Origin of the sequence: Tatumella saanichensis (genome assembly GCF_000439375.1) — a bacterium.
In the GTDB taxonomy this organism is placed as follows: domain Bacteria; phylum Pseudomonadota; class Gammaproteobacteria; order Enterobacterales; family Enterobacteriaceae; genus Tatumella; species Tatumella saanichensis.
The window spans coordinates 22,784-39,748 of sequence record NZ_ATMI01000006.1 but is presented as its reverse complement, the minus strand read 5'-3'; the positions used below and the strand labels follow the sequence as shown (position 1 = coordinate 39,748).

Genomic DNA, 16,965 nt, shown 5'->3' with positions numbered 1-16,965 from the left:
CGGTATTTTTCCTGCGGAGGAAAACATAATGAATAAAATTCTACTGGTTGATGATGATCGTGAGCTGACTTCTTTATTAAAAGAGTTACTTGAGATGGAAGGCTTCGAGGTCGTGGTCGCAGATGACGGTGAAAAAGCCCTCGCCCTGCTGGATAACAGCATTGATTTACTGTTACTGGATGTCATGATGCCGAGAAAAAACGGGATCGATACCCTGAAAGAGTTACGCCAGCAGCATCAAACGCCGGTGATTATGCTCACTGCCCGAGGCAGTGAACTGGATCGGGTACTGGGCCTGGAACTGGGTGCCGATGACTATTTGCCTAAGCCCTTTAATGATCGCGAGCTGGTAGCCCGTATTCGCGCAATCCTACGCCGCTCAAACTGGAGTGAACAGCAGCAAACCGACAATGCCTCACCGGCAATACAGGTGGACCAACTTAAACTTAACCCGGGACGCCAAGAGGCCAGCTTTAATAATGAGGTGTTGGAACTGACGGGCACCGAATTTACCTTGCTCTACCTGTTGGCTCAACATCTGGGGCAAGTGGTCTCCCGTGAGCATCTGAGCCAAGAAGTGCTGGGAAAACGTCTGACGCCTTTTGACCGGGCTATTGATATGCATATCTCCAACCTGCGTCGCAAGCTACCAGAGCGTGTAGATGGACACCCTTGGTTTAAAACCTTACGAGGCCGCGGCTACTTAATGGTTGCTGCCTCATGATAAGCAGTTTGACTACCCGCATCTTTGCCATCTTCTGGCTGACGCTAGCACTGGTACTGATGCTGGTGTTAATGGTGCCTAAACTAGACTCTCGGCAGATGGCCTCCCTACTAGGCAGTGAACAGCGCCAAGGAGTAATGATCGAGCAGCATGTAGAAGCTGAACTGGCGCAGGATCCGCCAAATGATTTGATGTGGTGGCGTCGCTTATACCGTGCTATCGATAAATGGGCACCGCCGGGTCAGCATCTGCTATTGGTGACCTCTGAAGGTAGGGTGATCGGTGCCCGCCATAATGAAATGCAAATTATCCGTAATTTCATCGGCCAGTCGGACAATGCCGACCACCCACAGAAAAAAACCTACGGCCGCACAGAAATGCTAGGCCCTTTCTCCGTGCAAGATGGGGAGGATAACTACCAGCTCTATATGGTGCGGCCAGCGACTAGTTCCCAGCTAAACTTTATCAATCTGCTGTTCGACCGCCCGCTATTGCTGCTAATCGTTACCATGCTCATTAGTGCCCCATTGCTGCTATGGTTGGCATGGAGCCTCGCGAAGCCAGCCCGAAAACTGAAACATGCCGCTGATGAGGTGGCCATCGGAAATCTACGGCAGCATCCAGAACTGGAATCAGGTCCGCAGGAGTTTATCGCCGCCGGGGCCAGCTTCAACCAGATGGTCAGCGCTCTGGAACGGATGATGACCGCTCAGCAGCGCCTACTGTCAGATATCAGCCATGAGTTGAGAACGCCGCTAACCCGACTGCAATTGGCAACCGCCCTGCTACGTCGGCGTTCAGGAGAGAGTAAAGAATTAGAACGAATTGAAACCGAAGCTCGGCGTCTGGACGGAATGATCAATGATTTGTTGGTACTTTCCCGTACCCAGCATAATAACGCGCTGGTGAGTGAGGCGATGAAGGCCAATATTCTGTGGGGGGGAGTGCTAGAAGATGCCCGCTTTGAAGCCGAACAAATGGGAAAAAAAATGGATATACCCTATCCGCCCGGCCCTTGGCCGTTGTACGGCAACCCTCATGCACTAGAAAGTGCGCTGGAAAATATTATCCGTAATGCCCTACGCTATTCGCATTCACACATTAGTGTCGCATTCTCGGTCGATCGTAGCGGTATCACCGTACATGTCGATGACGACGGTCCGGGAGTCAGTGCAGAGGATCGTGAGCAGATTTTCCGTCCCTTCTACCGCACCGATGAAGCTCGTGACCGCGAGTCCGGCGGTACCGGTCTGGGACTGGCGATTGTTGATACCGCCCTACAACAACACCATGGCTGGGTAAAAGCCGAAGATAGTCCATTAGGTGGACTGCGTCTGATAATCTGGCTTCCGCTGTACTCTGTTCAGCAATAATTTGCTATTCTGCGGCTCTCGTCACCGGGAGCCTATATGATTAACATCGTTTTATTTGAACCAGAGATTCCGCCTAATACCGGTAATATTATTCGTCTATGTGCGAATACTGGTTTTGCCCTACATTTGATTGAACCCCTCGGATTCACTTGGGATGACAAGCGGTTACGCCGTGCTGGGCTCGACTATCATGAGTTCACTTCCGTCCAACGTCATGCTGACTATCAGGCATTTCTTGCCGCAGAACAGCCGGAGAGGCTATTTGCACTGACCACCAAAGGAACACCGGCGCACAGTGCAGTCAGTTGGCAGGCAGGAGATTATATGATGTTTGGCCCTGAAAGCCGTGGCATTCCGGCAACCATTCTGGAGACACTACCGGCGATGCAAAAAATACGCATCCCCATGATGCCGGACAGCCGCAGCATGAACCTATCGAATGCGGTGGCTGTGGTCGTGTATGAAGCTTGGCGGCAACTAGACTATGCCGGGGCACGCATCATAGAGTGATCATCTCGGTACCCGGCACAGGGACGTTAGATGCCGTCCCCGTATTCAAACCCGTTAAGGGTACCATTAAAATGCTGGTCCATATCCATCGACGGTTTTTCTGAGGTCGGGCGACCGACAATGCGAGCCGGGACACCCGCTACGGTCGTGTGTGGTGGCACCGGTTGAAGCACCACAGAGCCGGCTCCAATCTTAGCGCCACGCCCAACTTCAATATTACCCAGTACTTTAGCCCCGGCACCGATCATTACCCCTTCACGGATTTTAGGATGACGATCACCGCAGGTCTTACCGGTACCGCCAAGGGTAACCGATTGCAGGATCGAGACATCATTTTCAATGACTGCAGTCTCACCGACCACAATACCGGTGGCATGATCCAGCATAATGCCGCAGCCGATAGAGGCTGCTGGATGAATATCTACGCCAAACGAAACCGAGATCTCATTCTGTAGATAGACCGCCAGAGAGCGACGTCCTTCCTTCCACAACCAGTTACCGATACGGTAAGCCTGTAGTGCGTGGAAACCCTTTAGGTAAAGCAGCGGTGTCGAGTATTTATCCACGGCCGGGTCACGCTGGCTGACCGCCGTAATATCCCGCGCTGCCGAAAAAATCATCGTCGGATCTTTGCGATAAGCCTCTTCAACAATCTCCCTGACTGCAATGGCAGGCATAATTGGGTTGGCAAGCTTATTCGCCAGCATATAACTCAGCGCACTGCCAAGATTTTCGTGTTTCAGTAATGTCGCATGAATAAAGCTGCCAAGCATGGGTTCACCCTCAGCCAAGCTTCTGGCTTCGGCGATAATGTTTTCCCAGATTTGTGCTAACTCTTCAGACGACATAACCAGACTCCCGATAAAAAAGCGCCCTAACAGGCGCTCATGGTATATTGATTCAGATACTGCCAGACCCGCGCCTTAGCGCGCGTCGTTCTCATCTTTCCTTTCCCGTCCCAGTAATGACAGGGCAGCCTCGTGGGCTGGCTTCCCGCAATACAGAACTTGGAAGATCTGTTCGGTAATCGGCATCTCTACACCGACGCGTGCTGCCAATGCCCTAACTTCTTTAGTATTGCGGTAGCCTTCGACCACCTGACCAATACTTTTTTCAGCCACGTCAACACTGTTACCCTGACCCAGTAGCATTCCGAAACGTCGATTACGGGACTGATTATCGGTACAGGTCAGCACTAAATCGCCCAAACCGGCCATCCCCATAAAAGTGGTCGGATCCGCGCCGAGGGCCGCCCCTAAGCGACTCATTTCTGCCAAGCCTCGGGTAATCAATGCAGTGCGTGCATTGGCTCCGAAACCGATACCGTCAGAAATACCCGCACCGATTGCGATGACGTTTTTTACGGCGCCACCGAGTTGGACACCCACCAGGTCATGGTTACTGTAAACACGAAAACTTTTTCCACAGTGCAGTTTCTGCTGTAACTGCTCCGCAAACAGTGTATCGGTCGATGCCAGTGCAATCGCCGTCGGCATACCCGCTGCCAGTTCTTTGGCAAACGTCGGCCCGGAGATCACTGCCAGCGGAATATCCGGCCCAAGAATTTCACGGGCAACATCCTGCAGTAGCCGACCCGTTTCATGCTCAAGACCTTTGGTCGCCCACACCAGACGTGATTCTGCGGTTAGGCAAGGTTTAATCTGGGCCAGCACCTCGCCAAATACATGACTGGGGACAACCACCAGAATATCCTGACTGGCAGCAATCGCTGCCGTCAGAGAAGGCTCAATCCGCAGGTTATCCGGAAAGGCTACCTCTGGCAGGAATTCGGTATTACATCGCTCTGCCTGTAAACGCTCAAGATGACGCGGATTATGCCCCCATAACACAACTGGGTTCCCATTACGCGCTAGCGTAATGGCCAGGGCGGTACCGTAAGAACCGGCACCGATCACACTGACAGCATGGCTACGAATCGTCATTACGCGTCCTGCGGCGCGCTACCTTCCTGTTCCTGCAGGTAGCTCATAAACAATGCATCGAAATTCACCGGAGCCAGGTTCAGCTGCGGGAAGGTCCCACGAGAGACTAAGCCGGAAACACACTCACGGGCATAAGGGAACAGGATGTTCGGGCAGTATGCACCCAAGCAATGTGCCATCTGAGTCCCTTCAATACCAGCAATGGTAAAGATACCCGCCTGTTGAACTTCACACAGGAACGCAGTTTCTTCCCCTACGGTCGCCGTCACCGTCACACGCAGAACAACTTCAAAAATACCGTCAGCCAACTGGGAAGAGGCGGTATCCAGATCCAGTTTGACTTCAGGTTCCCACTCTTTCTGGAAGACCTGTGGCGCATTAGGGGCTTCAAAAGACACGTCTTTGGTATAAACACGCTGGATCTGGAAAGTCATTTCGCTGTTATTTTGTTCTGACATGGCACTTAATCCTGTTTAGTTTAAAGTAGTCCCGCCTGGTCAATCAGGCTTGCAGTAATGGGTCCAGACCCTGTTCAGCTTCTAAGGCGAACAGATCATCACAACCACCAATATGTTTTCCATCGATAAAGATCTGAGGAACTGTAGTACGGCCGCTGCGTTCAATCATACCTGCACGTTTTTCGGCATCACCATCAATAGCAATCTCATTAAAGGCTGCGCCTTTCTTCTCCAGCAGTGCTTTCGCTCGGTGGCAGAACGGACAGGTCTGTTTGGTGTAGATATCAATTGTCGCCATTTTCAGTCCCTCTTACGCTTATTTACCACGTACCAGCGGCAGGTTTTCACCGTTCCAACCACTGATACCTTCTTTCAGAACAAAGACCTGAGTGAATCCAGCAGCGCTTAACTGAGCGGCAGATTCTCCAGCAGTCTGTCCGGTTTGGCAGGTCACAATCACCGGCTGATCTTTGAATTTTTCGACCTCAGTCAGGTTGCCTTTTTTGATCTCTGCGGCGGCCAGGTTCACAGCACCGGAGATATGTCCGCGACGGAAATCATCACGGCTGCGGACATCAACAACCACCGCATTGGCTTTATTAATCAGATGAGTCGCCTGGCCACGGCTGACCGTTTTCACTTTGGACACCAGCCCCTTAAAGGTAGTAACAATCACCAGCACTAATAAAACAACCCAAGCGAGGCAAAGAACCAGATGATTGCGTGCAAATTCCATAATATCTTGCATGAGGGGTAACAACTCCAGACCGGACAGAAATAAGATAATATAAGGGCTCTGAGTATACCTGTGCAGCACGGCATGTACAGACACTAAAACCGTTGAACGAGCAATTTATGTGAGATTTACCCGATAAATTCTGCATTTAAGCACTCAGCACTTTCCTGTTGTCTGATTATGCTAGTAATGCCAGTGACAAACTATGAAATCCCGGCGCGGACTCTGGTAAGCCGCCGGGCATCGTGAAATAATCGCTGCCTTATGACGAAAAAAAAACCTGTCACTCCGAGCTCGCCAGGGATCGCGCTCCGCTCACTTCCAACAGTGCGGAAACTGCCTCTGCTGGCCATCAGCCTGCTTTATGCGGGCTATCTGTGCTTTTCCGTTTCTGCCACTGCCGCAGACGATAACAAAACACAGCTGAAATCTATTCAGCAGGATATCGCCGATAAAGAGAAAAGTGTCCGTGCTCAGAAGATTCAGCGTAGCGCCCTGCTGGATCAACTGGAGAGTCAGGAGAAACTGATTGCTCAGGCGAGCCGACAACTTCGGCAAACCCAGTCAGTGCTTGATGGCATTACTCGTGATATTGATTCGCTAACCCGTTCAGTCAGTGCCCTCGAAAAGCGTCAGGATCGTGAAGAAGATTTGCTGGCACAGCAGTTGGATGCCGCCTTTCGTCAAGGTCAGCATAGCGGCTTAGAACTGATGCTCAGTGGAGAAGCAGGCGAGCGCGATGACCGCATCCTTACCTACTTTACTTATTTTAATCAGGCCCGCCAACAAAACATCCGCGATCTAAAACAAACCCGGGCCCAACTGGCTGCGCAGAAGCAAGAACTACAGCAGAAGCAACAGCAACAGCAGCAACTCCTGATCCAACAACAGGCACAACAGGCAAAACTTGAGCAGGCGCGTTCAGCGCGTCAGCGAACGCTGAGCGTGCTGGAGTCATCACTGGAAAAAGATCAGGCCGATCTGGTGGAGATGCGCCAGAATGAAAGCCGTTTACAAGCGAAGATTGCCCGAGCCGAACAGATTGCCAAAGCTCGTGCTGAACAAGAAGCGCGGGAAGCCGCCCAGGTGCGCCAGCGCCAAGCACAGGCAAAAGCCTCTGGTTCGAACTATAAGCCAACGGAAGGTGAGCAGGAGTTGATGGCCCGTACCGGAGGGCTGGGAAGGCCGGCTGGACAGTATCCGTGGCCAGTCAGAGGTAAATTGTTACATCGGTTTGGTGAAACCCTACAGGGTGAACTACGCTGGAAAGGATTAGTCATCAGTGCAGCGGAAGGGACTGATGTCAGAGCGATTGCTGACGGCCGTGTGATTATGGCCGACTGGCTGCAGGGGTACGGGCTGGTCATTGTACTGGAACACGGCAAAGGGGATATGACGCTCTATGGTTATAATCAGAGCGCACTGGTGAATGTCGGTGATCAGGTACGAGCCGGTCAACCAATCGCTCTCGTCGGGACCAGCGGTGGTCGGGGTATCCCTTCGTTGTACTTCGAGATCCGTCGTCAGGGTCAGGCAGTTAACCCTCTCAGCTGGTTAGGAAAATAATGGTGCAGGGTCTTAAAACCGCCGCCTTACTCGGTGGCTTGCTAATTTGCCAGTCTGCGTTAGCCGGTAAGCTGGCGATTGTAATTGATGATTTTGGCTACCGGCCAAAAGAAGAAAACCAGGTGTTGAAAATGCCGGCCGCCGTCTCTGTGGCGGTACTACCGGACTCAACCCATGCCCGGGAAATGGCGATCAAGGCCCACCAGACGGGGCATGAAGTCCTGATCCATCTGCCGATGGCCCCCCTCAGTAAACAACCCTTGGAAAAAAACACGCTTAGCCCGGAGATGAGCCGAGCTGATATCGCGCGTATTATTCAGCTGGCAGTCGACCATGTCCCCTATGCGGTCGGGTTGAATAATCATATGGGCAGTAAAATGACGTCCAGCTTGCCGGGAATGATCAATGTCATGCAGGTACTGAACCACTATAAGTTTTACTTTCTTGACAGTATGACTATCGGTAACAGCCAGTCCGTGCCAGCTGCAAAAGGTACCGACGTGCGGATCCTTAAACGTAATGTCTTCCTTGATGATACGCCGAATGATGCCGATATCCGTCAGCAGTTTGAACGGGCCATTCGCCTAGCACGCCGTAATGGCTCAGCGATTGCCATTGGTCACCCTCACCCGGCCACCGTCAGAGTATTACAGCAAATGTTGGCTAGCCTGCCGCCGGACATTACGCTGGTCAGGCCAAGTCAATTACTCAACGGCGTAGCACTGCCGTCCATGACCGGTAAAACACCTGCCGCTGGCAGCATGAAGCCGACAGCACCGCCGTTTGGTCGCCAATGTAGGACTACCCATAAACTGACTCCACCACCTCCCTCTACTGGTGTTGCCAGAATTTACAGCAGTCTGAAAAACAGCCAGTTTGTCCGTGATATTCGCTCGCTATTCTGATTTTTGAACTGGGCCTGCGTCAGCAGGCTCGGCTTTCCCTACGATGCGAGCCGTCATCATGGCAGTTCCCGCGAGAGGCTGCATTTGTGACACCCCTCACCAATCCTTTTCCCAGTATGACTGCCTCTGCCTTTACCCTGCATGAAATGGTATCATTGGTGCCTATAAACCCATTTCACGGACAACCGTCCTCATTGAAAGGTACACGCATGATTATCGTTACTGGTGGCGCCGGCATGATCGGCAGCAATATTGTTAAAGCGCTAAATGATCGCGGTCACACTGACATTCTGGTGGTGGATAACCTGAAAGATGGTACCAAATTCGCCAATCTGACTGATCTGGATATCAGTGACTACATGGATAAAGAAGAGTTCCTGGTCAGCCTGATGGCTGGAGATGATCTGGGACCGATTGAGGCGATTTTCCATCAGGGTGCCTGCTCCTCCACTACTGAGTGGGATGGCAAGTACATGATGGATAATAACTATCAGTATTCCAAAGAACTGCTGCATTATTGCCTGGATCGTCAGATCCCGTTCCTGTACGCCTCCTCAGCAGCGACCTATGGTGGACGTAACGATAACTTTATTGAAAAGCGTGAGTTTGAATCGCCACTTAATGTCTACGGCTACTCGAAGATGCTGTTCGATCATTACGTGCGCAGCATCCTGCCAGAAGCTGAGTCACCGGTATGTGGTTTCCGCTACTTTAATGTCTATGGTCCGCGTGAAGGCCACAAAGGCAGTATGGCCAGCGTGGCCTTCCATCTGAATACGCAGATCACCCAAGGTGAAAACCCAAAACTGTTTGCCGGTAGTGAAAACTTCCAACGTGACTTTATCTATGTAGAAGATGTTGCCGCCGTAAATCTGTGGTGCTGGGAAAATGCCATCTCCGGGATCTACAACTGTGGTACCGGTCGTGCCGAATCTTTCCAAGAAGTGGCGGATGCGGTGCTGGCCTACCACGGTAAAGGTGAAGTCGAATACATCCCGTTCCCTGAAAAACTAAAAGGCCGCTACCAGGAATATACTCGAGCAGACCTGACCAACCTGCGTGCAACCGGTTACGATAAACCGTTTAAAACCGTTGCCGAAGGCGTAGCTGATTATATGACTTGGCTGAACAAGTAATCACAAGAGACCTGACGGCAATGAAAATACTGGTGATCGGCCCATCTTGGGTAGGCGATATGATGATGTCTCAGAGTCTGTATCGTACCCTTAAAGCGCAGTATCCACAGGCGATAATTGATGTGATGGCGCCGGCATGGTGCCGTCCGTTGCTGTCTCGGATGCCAGAAGTTAACGAGGCACTGGCGATGCCCCTTGGCCACGGATCACTAGCCCTCGGAGAACGTCGCCGGATTGGCCGATCACTGCGTGACAGTCATTATGACCGTGCCTATGTATTACCTAACTCATTTAAATCTGCCCTGGTGCCATTCTTCGCCGGTATCGCACGGCGTACCGGTTGGCGTGGTGAAATGCGTTATGGCGTACTCAACGATGCACGGGTACTGGATAAAGCCGCCTTTCCGCTGATGGTCGAGCGCTATGTCGCCTTGGCGTATGATGCGGGCACTATCAGTAAAGCGGCCGATCTTCCACAGCCGCTGTTGCGACCAGCTCTCACCGTGACCCTGCAGGAAATCTCTGAGACCACGGGACTGTTTTCCCTACCGGGAGATCGGCCAATCGTCGGGTTCTGTCCCGGCGCAGAATTCGGTCCTGCGAAACGCTGGCCACACTATCATTATGCGACCCTAGCACAGCAGCTCATTAACCGCGGTTACCGGGTTGTCTTGTTCGGTTCTGAGAAAGACCATGAAGCCGGCGAAGATATATTGAACAGCTTGGACGAGGCGGATCAGGCTTTCTGCCACAACCTGGCAGGAAAAACTAACCTTGACCAAGCAGTGATTCTGATTGCCGGTTGCGCAGCGATAGTCAGCAATGATTCAGGATTGATGCACGTTGCTGCTGCCTTGCAACGGCCGTTAGTGGCACTCTATGGCCCCAGCAGTCCCGACTTTACCCCGCCGCTATCGGATACAGCGCGCATTATTCGCCTGATCACCGGATACCATAAAATCCGAAAAGGTGAGACTGACCTCGGCTATCATCAGAGTCTGATTGATATTACTCCTGCACGTGTTATGGATGAGCTGACGTTATTACTTGGCCCGACAGGAGAATAGATGCAGGTCCTGATTGTAAAAACATCGTCGATGGGCGATGTTATCCATACACTTCCGGCACTCACCGATGCTATGCAGGCCATCCCCGGTGTCCGCTTTGATTGGGTGGTTGAAGAGAATTTCAGCCAAATTCCCAGCTGGCATCCTGCGGTAGACCGTGTATTACCAGTCGCGATTAGACGCTGGCGTAAGCACTGGTTCGGTATCGCGCAGCGTGAAGAACGCTTCCGCTTCAGACAGCAACTACGCGAAAAGCAGTATGATGCCATTATTGATGCCCAAGGACTGATCAAAAGTGCTGCCCTAGTCACTCGTCTGGCCCGTGGTGAGAAACACGGTGCAGATAAAAACAGTGCCAGAGAACCTTTCTCCTGCTGGTGGTATGACAAACGCCATGCGATCCCCCGTCAGCAGCATGCGGTGGAAAGAACCCGTGAGTTATTTGCCAAAAGCCTCGGCTATACACGTCCGGAAACTCGCGGTGATTATGCCATCGCTAACCACTTTACCCATCATCTACCGGCGGATGCAGGTCAATATTTGATTTTTCTGCATGCCACCACCCGGGATAATAAACATTGGCCAGAAGATCACTGGCGGGAACTGATCGCCCGTGTCACCGCAGCTGGATACGGGGTTAAGCTACCCTGGGGGGCAGAGCATGAGTATCAACGGGCACTTCGCTTGGCGAAAGGCTACGATAAAGTGACAGTATTACCCAAACTTCCCTTGGCGGAAGTCGCCACCGAATTGGCAGGAGCCAAAGCGATTATCTCGGTGGATACCGGACTCAGCCATCTGGCTGCCGCGCTGGACCGGCCCAATATCACCCTATACGGGCCGACGGACCCAGGGCTAATCGGCGGTTATGGTGACCACCAAATAGCACTGCGCCCAGGATCCGGCAATAGCATGGGCAATATCAGCGTGGATGCTGTGCAACACGCCCTGTTGCCGCTGATAGGATAACGTTCTGATGCGCTCATTCTACAAACAGATCTACCGGTATACCCACCTCCGTTCATTTCGCCACAATGAGACACTGTGGCCTTGGATCACCATCACTCGTGCCGATAGCGGTGAGATAAATGCTGTCAGTTATAAGCGCCAGCCAATACCGGTATGCCCGTTATCGGAGCTTGCTGGCCGCTACCAAGGGGACGTACTGCTAGCCGCTTCCGGTCCTTCGGTGCGCAGCATTGATTTTGAACGCTTACCGGAAATACCGGCAATGGGGGTGAATGGCAGTTGGGATCTCAAAAACAAAGTCGCTTTCCGGTTTTATATCGTTGTGGATATGAGCTTCTTCAAAAATAAGCCCGAAGTCATCGAAGAAATTATCGGCTGCCCTGATATTCATTTTTTTACCACCGTTCAGGGCATAATGAAAATGGTCGAGACCTTTGGTGTAGCAGCCATCCGCTGCATTCTGGTCCCAATAGAAGACATCAGTAGCCAGGTTTTCCGCGCCGCACGGCCCTTGGAGATACTGCATGATACCTTATCATTGCCAGGTGTTAGCTTCAGTAAAGACGCTAAGCATGTTGCTTTCGTAACAGATATTCGGTTAGGCATTGCCGATGCGGGTACTGTCGTCTACTGGGCCTTACAGATCTTAAATTTCTGCGGGTTTACGCGTATTTTCATACTCGGCTTGGATCTGAATAATTTCAATCAGCCTCGTTTTTATGAAAATCAGCATAACAGGTTACCGACGACGCTGGATGATTGTCTAGACAGCAAAATTCTTCCCTCGCTGAGGCTGGCCAGTCAAGTGCTGAAAGCCATTCATACCGAAGTTATTAATTTCTCACCTGACAGCGCCGTGCCTGATACAGTGTTTAAAAAGGAAAGCTGTAATGAATTCTTTTCTGAGAGATAAAGCTAGCGTATTGCCTTATAGCTTTGTTTTTGCTGTTTTTTTATTCTTTAATACTATTTTCAATGGCTCTACTAGAACCAATAATCTACTACACCTCGCAATACTGTTTATTATTTTCCGCTTATTCACCGATAAAGCCCTCGTACAACGGATCATTATCGATAAAACCTTGGTGAGAGGATTACTCTGTGCTGGGGTTTTTATGCTCTATTTCACAGCCACTAACCTCTGGCCAAACTACAATGGGCATCTTGCATCGACATTCAACCACAGTCTATATCTACTGTTTTATATCACTATGACTGCCTTACTGCTGAGTAGCGGAGCCAGACAGCAGGTGATGGCACTGATTGTGGCCGGGTTCACGCTGGTATTTAGCTATCTACTGATCAGCAACTTCCATGTCATCCTCAATCGGGGTCCAGTGACGGTCGCTAACCCGACCGCACAGAACGTTATCGACCTTGCTGGACTGGCCAGTATCGGGCTAATCTTGGCGATTACGCTCTTTCTGGAGACGCGGAACAAACTGATACTGCCCTGTATGGCTATTCTGTCGTTTTTTATCCTATTAACACAAAGTCGTGGCCCGGTACTGGCACTCGCAATCTCTTGGCTATTGTGCAAAGGCTTTCCGCGCCTAACCCGTAAAAATATCAGTATTGCCCTGATCATCGTGGTGATTTCTGCTGTATTTATCGAAACTACAGAACTGGGAGCCTTGCTGCGGTTACGTGTCGAAGATGCCTACACTCAGTCGTTTTTGCGCTTCAGTATCTGGCGACATACTGCAGAGCTTATCTCTCAGCACTGGCTGCTCGGAAATGGATTTGATTATGAACTGGCGTTTATCAACTATTCTGGTGAGCACATCTCAACCACCCATAGTCTCTATTTCGGCACCCTACTTAAGGGAGGAGTCATCGGCGGCATACTATTGTTGATCTTACTGGGTTATACCCTGCGTACTGCATTCAAATACCATAATCAGCGCGTTGATTGCGGGGCGGTACTGGTTATTTTCAGTATGTTGTTTTATCTAACCGAGGGGATGTTTGTAATCAGTAACCCTGCACCGGAATGGTATCTGTTTTGGTTCCCGATTGGTTACGCACTGTCGAGAAGCCCCGCCACTCTGAAGGGCGGAGCTAAAGTAACAGGGGATTAATTCCCCTGCAGTGAGGCCGTCTTGGTCTGGTAATACTCAAACAATGTCATACCTTGAGTCTGTGGTTGCAGCCAAGCAAACAGCTGCTCAAGGTTTTCATACAGCGTTTCAATATCTGCGGCTGTTTTAAACGTCGGGCTTCCGCCTGGCATAAACTCTGACGAATGCAGCATAAACTCCACATAATCGCTGCCGGCCGCTAGGTTCTGCCCCACTACCCGCTTCATAGCGCTGAGATTATCCCGAGAAGGACGCAACCAGTAAACCGCCGGTGAACGTTGTTTGCCGCGCAGACGGTCAACGCCCTGTTTCATGCGTCTGACTAGCGGAGCATGCTTATAAACGGTACTCATTGGCACTTGCAGCAACCTCCCTGAGCCGGGGGACGAAATATCAGCAGGATCCATAAAGTAGGCTTCCTGAGGAAAACGGCTGTAATCGGTACCGCCCTTGCCCTGAGGCGCTCCACGGGTAAACTGCCAGTTCACCCGCGGCGTCACCGAGCAGTCAACACAATAGCCTAATTCGCTTAATATTGCGGCATAACGCTCATCGAAGGCCCAGCGACCGGCGCGGTGACTTTTCATCGGCACCTGAAAAGAGTCTTCCAGCAGTTCGGTCATATAGCGAACTTTGGCTTTCAGCACATCATCTGGGTATTCAATTAGGTAGGGCTGCCATTTCCAATCATCATCGGTCAGCGGATGCTCTGGCGGACTGTTCCAAGCATGCAAGTGCATGCCCACTTCACCTTGGTTTCTGGCAATGACATCTGCAGCAAACTCAACATAGGCGGGATCAGTCGCCATTTCATAATTGGTCAGCCAGGTAGGTTTGCACTGATACTTTTCGCAGAGCTGCTGAAAACGGGACAAGAAACGGGTATTTTCCGTGGTAATTACTCGGTGATTTTGCCAAAGGTTATCACCTTCAGTATCAATGGTGATAAGAAAAGCAGGTCTGGTCATGAATGATCTCTGATGTTTACCTGGCGGTTTTTCTGGTACTTTCCCTGACTTCACAGGAATACCGGTGGGTCTGATCACCGAACGGACTAGGACGTTATCCGGATTACTTAACCTGCGCGCTTACCAGAAGGATAGTAGAAAGTGTTAAAACATCATATCACAATGATTATTGATGGTCTGCCTGGTGGCGGAGCCGAAAAAGTCGTACTCACCTTGGCGCAAGGTTTTTTACAACAGGGCCACAAGGTCTCATTACTGTCTCTACGAGATGTCTGCAATTATCCTCTACCGGACGGCCTAGACTACCGAGTGGTCGCGGACAACGCCCACGGTGCACTCCGTAAACTGACTGAACTTACTCGTCGTGCCCATCAACTTGACCGTGCATTTTCTACTCTGCAAGACGAGCGTGGCACCGTCGATTTAGTGCTTTCCAACCTGCATAAAACGGACCGCATTGTCAGTCGTAGTCGTGTTATTCCGCACCAGAAAGTATGGTTCTGTTTACACGGGGTCATGTCAGCCTCCTATCTCGGCCACCGTACCGGCCTGTCACGCTGGCTAAAACGACGCAAGATCCAGCGTGTCTACCAAGGGAAAAATATTACCGGCGTCTCCCACTTTGTCACAGAAGATCTCTGCCAACAGTTTGCTGTACGGCCTGCACAACAGAAAGTGATTTATAACCCCTTTGATTTTAACGCGATCACTGCTGCGGCCTTTGAGAACGTACCGTTGGCCACAAAAAGTTATCTGCTGCATGTGGGTCGGTTCCATGCGGTTAAGCGCCATGATCGTCTACTGCGGGCGTATGCACTGAGTGGCCTAACAGTACCGTTAATCCTACTTGGGGAAGGCAGCGAATCGGCACGGCACAAACTGCAGACCTTGGCTAAGGAACTCAACATCGCTGACCGGGTAATTTTTCAGGGGTTTGACCCTAATCCTTACCGCTGGATCAAACATGCCCGCCAGCTGATCCTCAGCTCTGACAGCGAAGGCTTTGGTAATGTATTGGTGGAGGCGCTAATTTGCGGCACTCAGATTGTCAGTACTCGCTGTCCAGGCGGACCGGCGGAGATTATGACCGGCGCTTTCGCGGCCGGTCTTGCGGATCTGACGCCGGAGTCACTGGCCCGAGCCATGGTCACCATCGACCAGCACCCAGTGACGATTGACCCAGCCTCATTGCAATCCTATCGGCTGGAGGTCATCTGTGGTCAATATCTGTCACTGATCCCGGCCTAACTCACCCTCGCTTAGGGAGACCTTGTCAGACAGTCGTGTTTTAAGTTCTGTCAGTAAACCGAAGACTTCATCGACCTGAATAGCCTTCAAGGGAACCTGTTTGTCGGTGACCCGTGGGTCATCAAAAGGTAAATAGAGGCAGCAGTGGCGATCCTGATCTTGATAAGGGCCGCTGCTCTCAGGCAGCTCAGTGACAAACATGCTCAGCGTGGACGTTTTCAAGGCAATCGCCAAATGCAGTGGCCCGGTATCACCGGTCACCAGAATATCCATCGACGAAATCACGCCCAGTAGCTGTGGCAGTGTCGTTTTCCCTACATAACTGGTGATCGCCGCATTGACCTCCGGTGTCGCATGTTCAGCCACCTGACGGGCCAGTTCACTCTCTTGCGGCGAGCCGATCAGCACGATCTCACTACCAGGGAAGCGGGTGATAATCTTCTCAGCCAGCTCAGCAAAATAGGCAGGAGGCCAGCAACGGATCGGAGTGGATGCCCCGAGCTGGAAGCCAACTCGGAATACCCCAACAGGTTTTGGTAATGGCGTATAGTCACAGGGCACCACCATATCGCTATTATGGGTATCACAGCCCAGAGCCCCCGCCAGTTGCATTTTACGACCTATAATATGCCCCTGATAGGCATCCACGCCATACACCAGCCAGCGGGATAAACTATCAATATCTTTTCCGTAATTATCCCGAACCAGATAGCGACAGCCAATCATACCGGCGCTGAGGATGTCATAGGGAATGTGAGAGTGCAGCATTACCGCAAGTTCCGGCGAAAAGGTTTTCGCCTCACGGACAAAAGCCGACAGAGTACCGTATTTATTGTTCCAGAAGATGACATCGTCATAGAAATCACGACGGGTCAGCAGTTGTTCATATTTAGGATGAGCCACCAGCACAATCTTCGCCTGTGGATAGCGCTGACGAATAGCACGTAACGCCGGGGTATTGAACATATAGTCCCCCAGCGCGGTGGTGGAATACACCAGAATACTGCTAAATGTTTTGTCGGCAAGTTTTTGTTTTTTCTCTGCCGTCGCAGCGACCTGACGGTGAAACAGACGTAACCATAGGTCAGCCAGCTTCATCTTATTCTTTTTATGTTCTCTCATTGGTAGTGAGCGACCTTTAAACTAATAAACAGTACGGTTAAAAAATCGATACATTGACTGAGCACGTCAGAAGTCCTGTAATGACTCATCTAATACAAGGTAATACCTGTGACAGTCGCGCTGACTTCCGGTTCAGACTATAGGCCAAATCATACCATT

General features: G+C 51.2%; 18 protein-coding genes. 11 read left to right on the top strand and 7 right to left on the bottom strand.

The window, feature by feature from the left end; genetic code table 11:
- The first annotated feature begins 28 nt into the window (after positions 1-28).
- Genes cpxR through trmL form a run of 3 tightly spaced genes read left to right on the top strand, consistent with a single transcriptional unit; the run spans position 29 to position 2,607 of the window.
- Positions 29-724: an envelope stress response regulator transcription factor CpxR gene (cpxR, locus tag DW47_RS0104055; protein WP_029685070.1), complete on the top strand. Its 696-nt coding sequence runs from the start codon at positions 29-31 to the stop codon at positions 722-724.
- Entirely contained in the window at positions 721-2,097 is a 1,377-nt protein-coding gene (cpxA, locus tag DW47_RS0104050; RefSeq protein WP_029685069.1) for an envelope stress sensor histidine kinase CpxA, read from the top strand. Before cpxR ends, cpxA begins: the two co-directional genes overlap by 4 nt.
- A 36-nt stretch (positions 2,098-2,133) precedes the next feature.
- Positions 2,134-2,607 carry a tRNA (uridine(34)/cytosine(34)/5-carboxymethylaminomethyluridine(34)-2'-O)-methyltransferase TrmL gene (trmL, locus tag DW47_RS0104045; protein ID WP_029685068.1) on the top strand — a complete coding sequence of 158 codons (474 nt, stop codon included), beginning with the start codon at positions 2,134-2,136 and terminating at the stop codon, positions 2,605-2,607.
- 26 nt (positions 2,608-2,633) lie between these two features.
- On the opposite strand, the gene cysE is transcribed toward trmL, so the two are convergent.
- The 5 genes from cysE to DW47_RS0104020 form a co-directional block, all read right to left on the bottom strand.
- Positions 2,634-3,455 (bottom strand): serine O-acetyltransferase, encoded by an 822-nt coding sequence (gene cysE / locus DW47_RS0104040; RefSeq protein WP_029685067.1) that lies wholly within the window; start codon positions 3,453-3,455, stop codon positions 2,634-2,636.
- 75 nt (positions 3,456-3,530) lie between these two features.
- On the bottom strand, positions 3,531-4,550 hold the full coding sequence (gene gpsA / locus DW47_RS0104035) for an NAD(P)H-dependent glycerol-3-phosphate dehydrogenase (protein ID WP_029685066.1): 1,020 nt from the start codon (positions 4,548-4,550) through the stop codon (positions 3,531-3,533).
- Complete coding sequence (secB, locus tag DW47_RS0104030; RefSeq protein WP_029685065.1) at positions 4,550-5,008, bottom strand: protein-export chaperone SecB; 459 nt, start codon at positions 5,006-5,008, stop codon at positions 4,550-4,552. Before secB ends, gpsA begins: the two co-directional genes overlap by 1 nt.
- Before the next feature lie 43 nt (positions 5,009-5,051).
- Positions 5,052-5,306: a glutaredoxin 3 gene (grxC, locus tag DW47_RS0104025; protein WP_029685063.1), complete on the bottom strand. Its 255-nt coding sequence runs from the start codon at positions 5,304-5,306 to the stop codon at positions 5,052-5,054.
- An 18-nt stretch (positions 5,307-5,324) separates the two neighbouring features.
- On the bottom strand, positions 5,325-5,756 hold the full coding sequence (locus DW47_RS0104020) for a rhodanese-like domain-containing protein (protein WP_029685062.1): 432 nt from the start codon (positions 5,754-5,756) through the stop codon (positions 5,325-5,327).
- Between the two features lie 252 nt (positions 5,757-6,008).
- Here DW47_RS0104020 and envC point away from each other — a divergent pair, with 252 nt between their 5' ends.
- The 7 genes from envC (at position 6,009) to DW47_RS0103985 (ending at position 13,468) form a co-directional block, all read left to right on the top strand.
- The gene (envC, locus tag DW47_RS0104015) at positions 6,009-7,310 is read left to right on the top strand and encodes a murein hydrolase activator EnvC (protein WP_029685061.1); all 1,302 of its coding nucleotides are present in this window, start codon (positions 6,009-6,011) and stop codon (positions 7,308-7,310) included.
- Positions 7,310-8,215, top strand: coding sequence for a divergent polysaccharide deacetylase family protein (locus tag DW47_RS0104010; RefSeq protein WP_029685060.1), 906 nt, complete (start codon positions 7,310-7,312; stop codon positions 8,213-8,215). The genes envC and DW47_RS0104010 overlap by 1 nt, the downstream gene beginning before the upstream one ends.
- A gap of 209 nt (positions 8,216-8,424) precedes the next feature.
- Positions 8,425-9,351, top strand: coding sequence for an ADP-glyceromanno-heptose 6-epimerase (gene rfaD / locus DW47_RS0104005; RefSeq protein WP_029685059.1), 927 nt, complete (start codon positions 8,425-8,427; stop codon positions 9,349-9,351).
- Positions 9,352-9,371: 20 nt separating this feature from the next.
- Positions 9,372-10,418 carry an ADP-heptose--LPS heptosyltransferase RfaF gene (gene rfaF, locus DW47_RS0104000; protein ID WP_029685058.1) on the top strand — a complete coding sequence of 349 codons (1,047 nt, stop codon included), beginning with the start codon at positions 9,372-9,374 and terminating at the stop codon, positions 10,416-10,418.
- A complete protein-coding gene (rfaC, locus tag DW47_RS0103995; protein WP_029685057.1) occupies positions 10,419-11,387 on the top strand; it encodes a lipopolysaccharide heptosyltransferase RfaC in 969 nt (322 codons plus the stop codon).
- 220 nt (positions 11,388-11,607) lie between these two features.
- On the top strand, positions 11,608-12,300 hold the full coding sequence (locus DW47_RS0103990; protein WP_152473132.1) for a sugar glycosyltransferase: 693 nt from the start codon (positions 11,608-11,610) through the stop codon (positions 12,298-12,300).
- On the top strand, positions 12,278-13,468 hold the full coding sequence (locus tag DW47_RS0103985) for an O-antigen ligase family protein (protein WP_051150824.1): 1,191 nt from the start codon (positions 12,278-12,280) through the stop codon (positions 13,466-13,468). Before DW47_RS0103990 ends, DW47_RS0103985 begins: the two co-directional genes overlap by 23 nt.
- Here the strand turns inward: DW47_RS0103985 and DW47_RS0103980 are convergent.
- Positions 13,465-14,436, bottom strand: a complete 972-nt coding sequence (locus DW47_RS0103980) for a polysaccharide deacetylase family protein (protein WP_029685053.1) — start codon at positions 14,434-14,436, stop codon at positions 13,465-13,467. The genes DW47_RS0103985 and DW47_RS0103980 overlap by 4 nt on opposite strands.
- A gap of 162 nt (positions 14,437-14,598) precedes the next feature.
- Between DW47_RS0103980 and DW47_RS0103975 the strand changes: the two genes are divergently transcribed.
- Positions 14,599-15,684, top strand: coding sequence for a glycosyltransferase (locus tag DW47_RS0103975; protein WP_029685051.1), 1,086 nt, complete (start codon positions 14,599-14,601; stop codon positions 15,682-15,684).
- Here DW47_RS0103975 and DW47_RS0103970 read toward each other — a convergent pair.
- On the bottom strand, positions 15,667-16,806 hold the full coding sequence (locus tag DW47_RS0103970; protein WP_038027136.1) for a glycosyltransferase family 9 protein: 1,140 nt from the start codon (positions 16,804-16,806) through the stop codon (positions 15,667-15,669). The two genes, DW47_RS0103975 and DW47_RS0103970, sit on opposite strands and share 18 nt — an antisense overlap.
- Between the last annotated feature and the right edge of the window lie 159 nt (positions 16,807-16,965).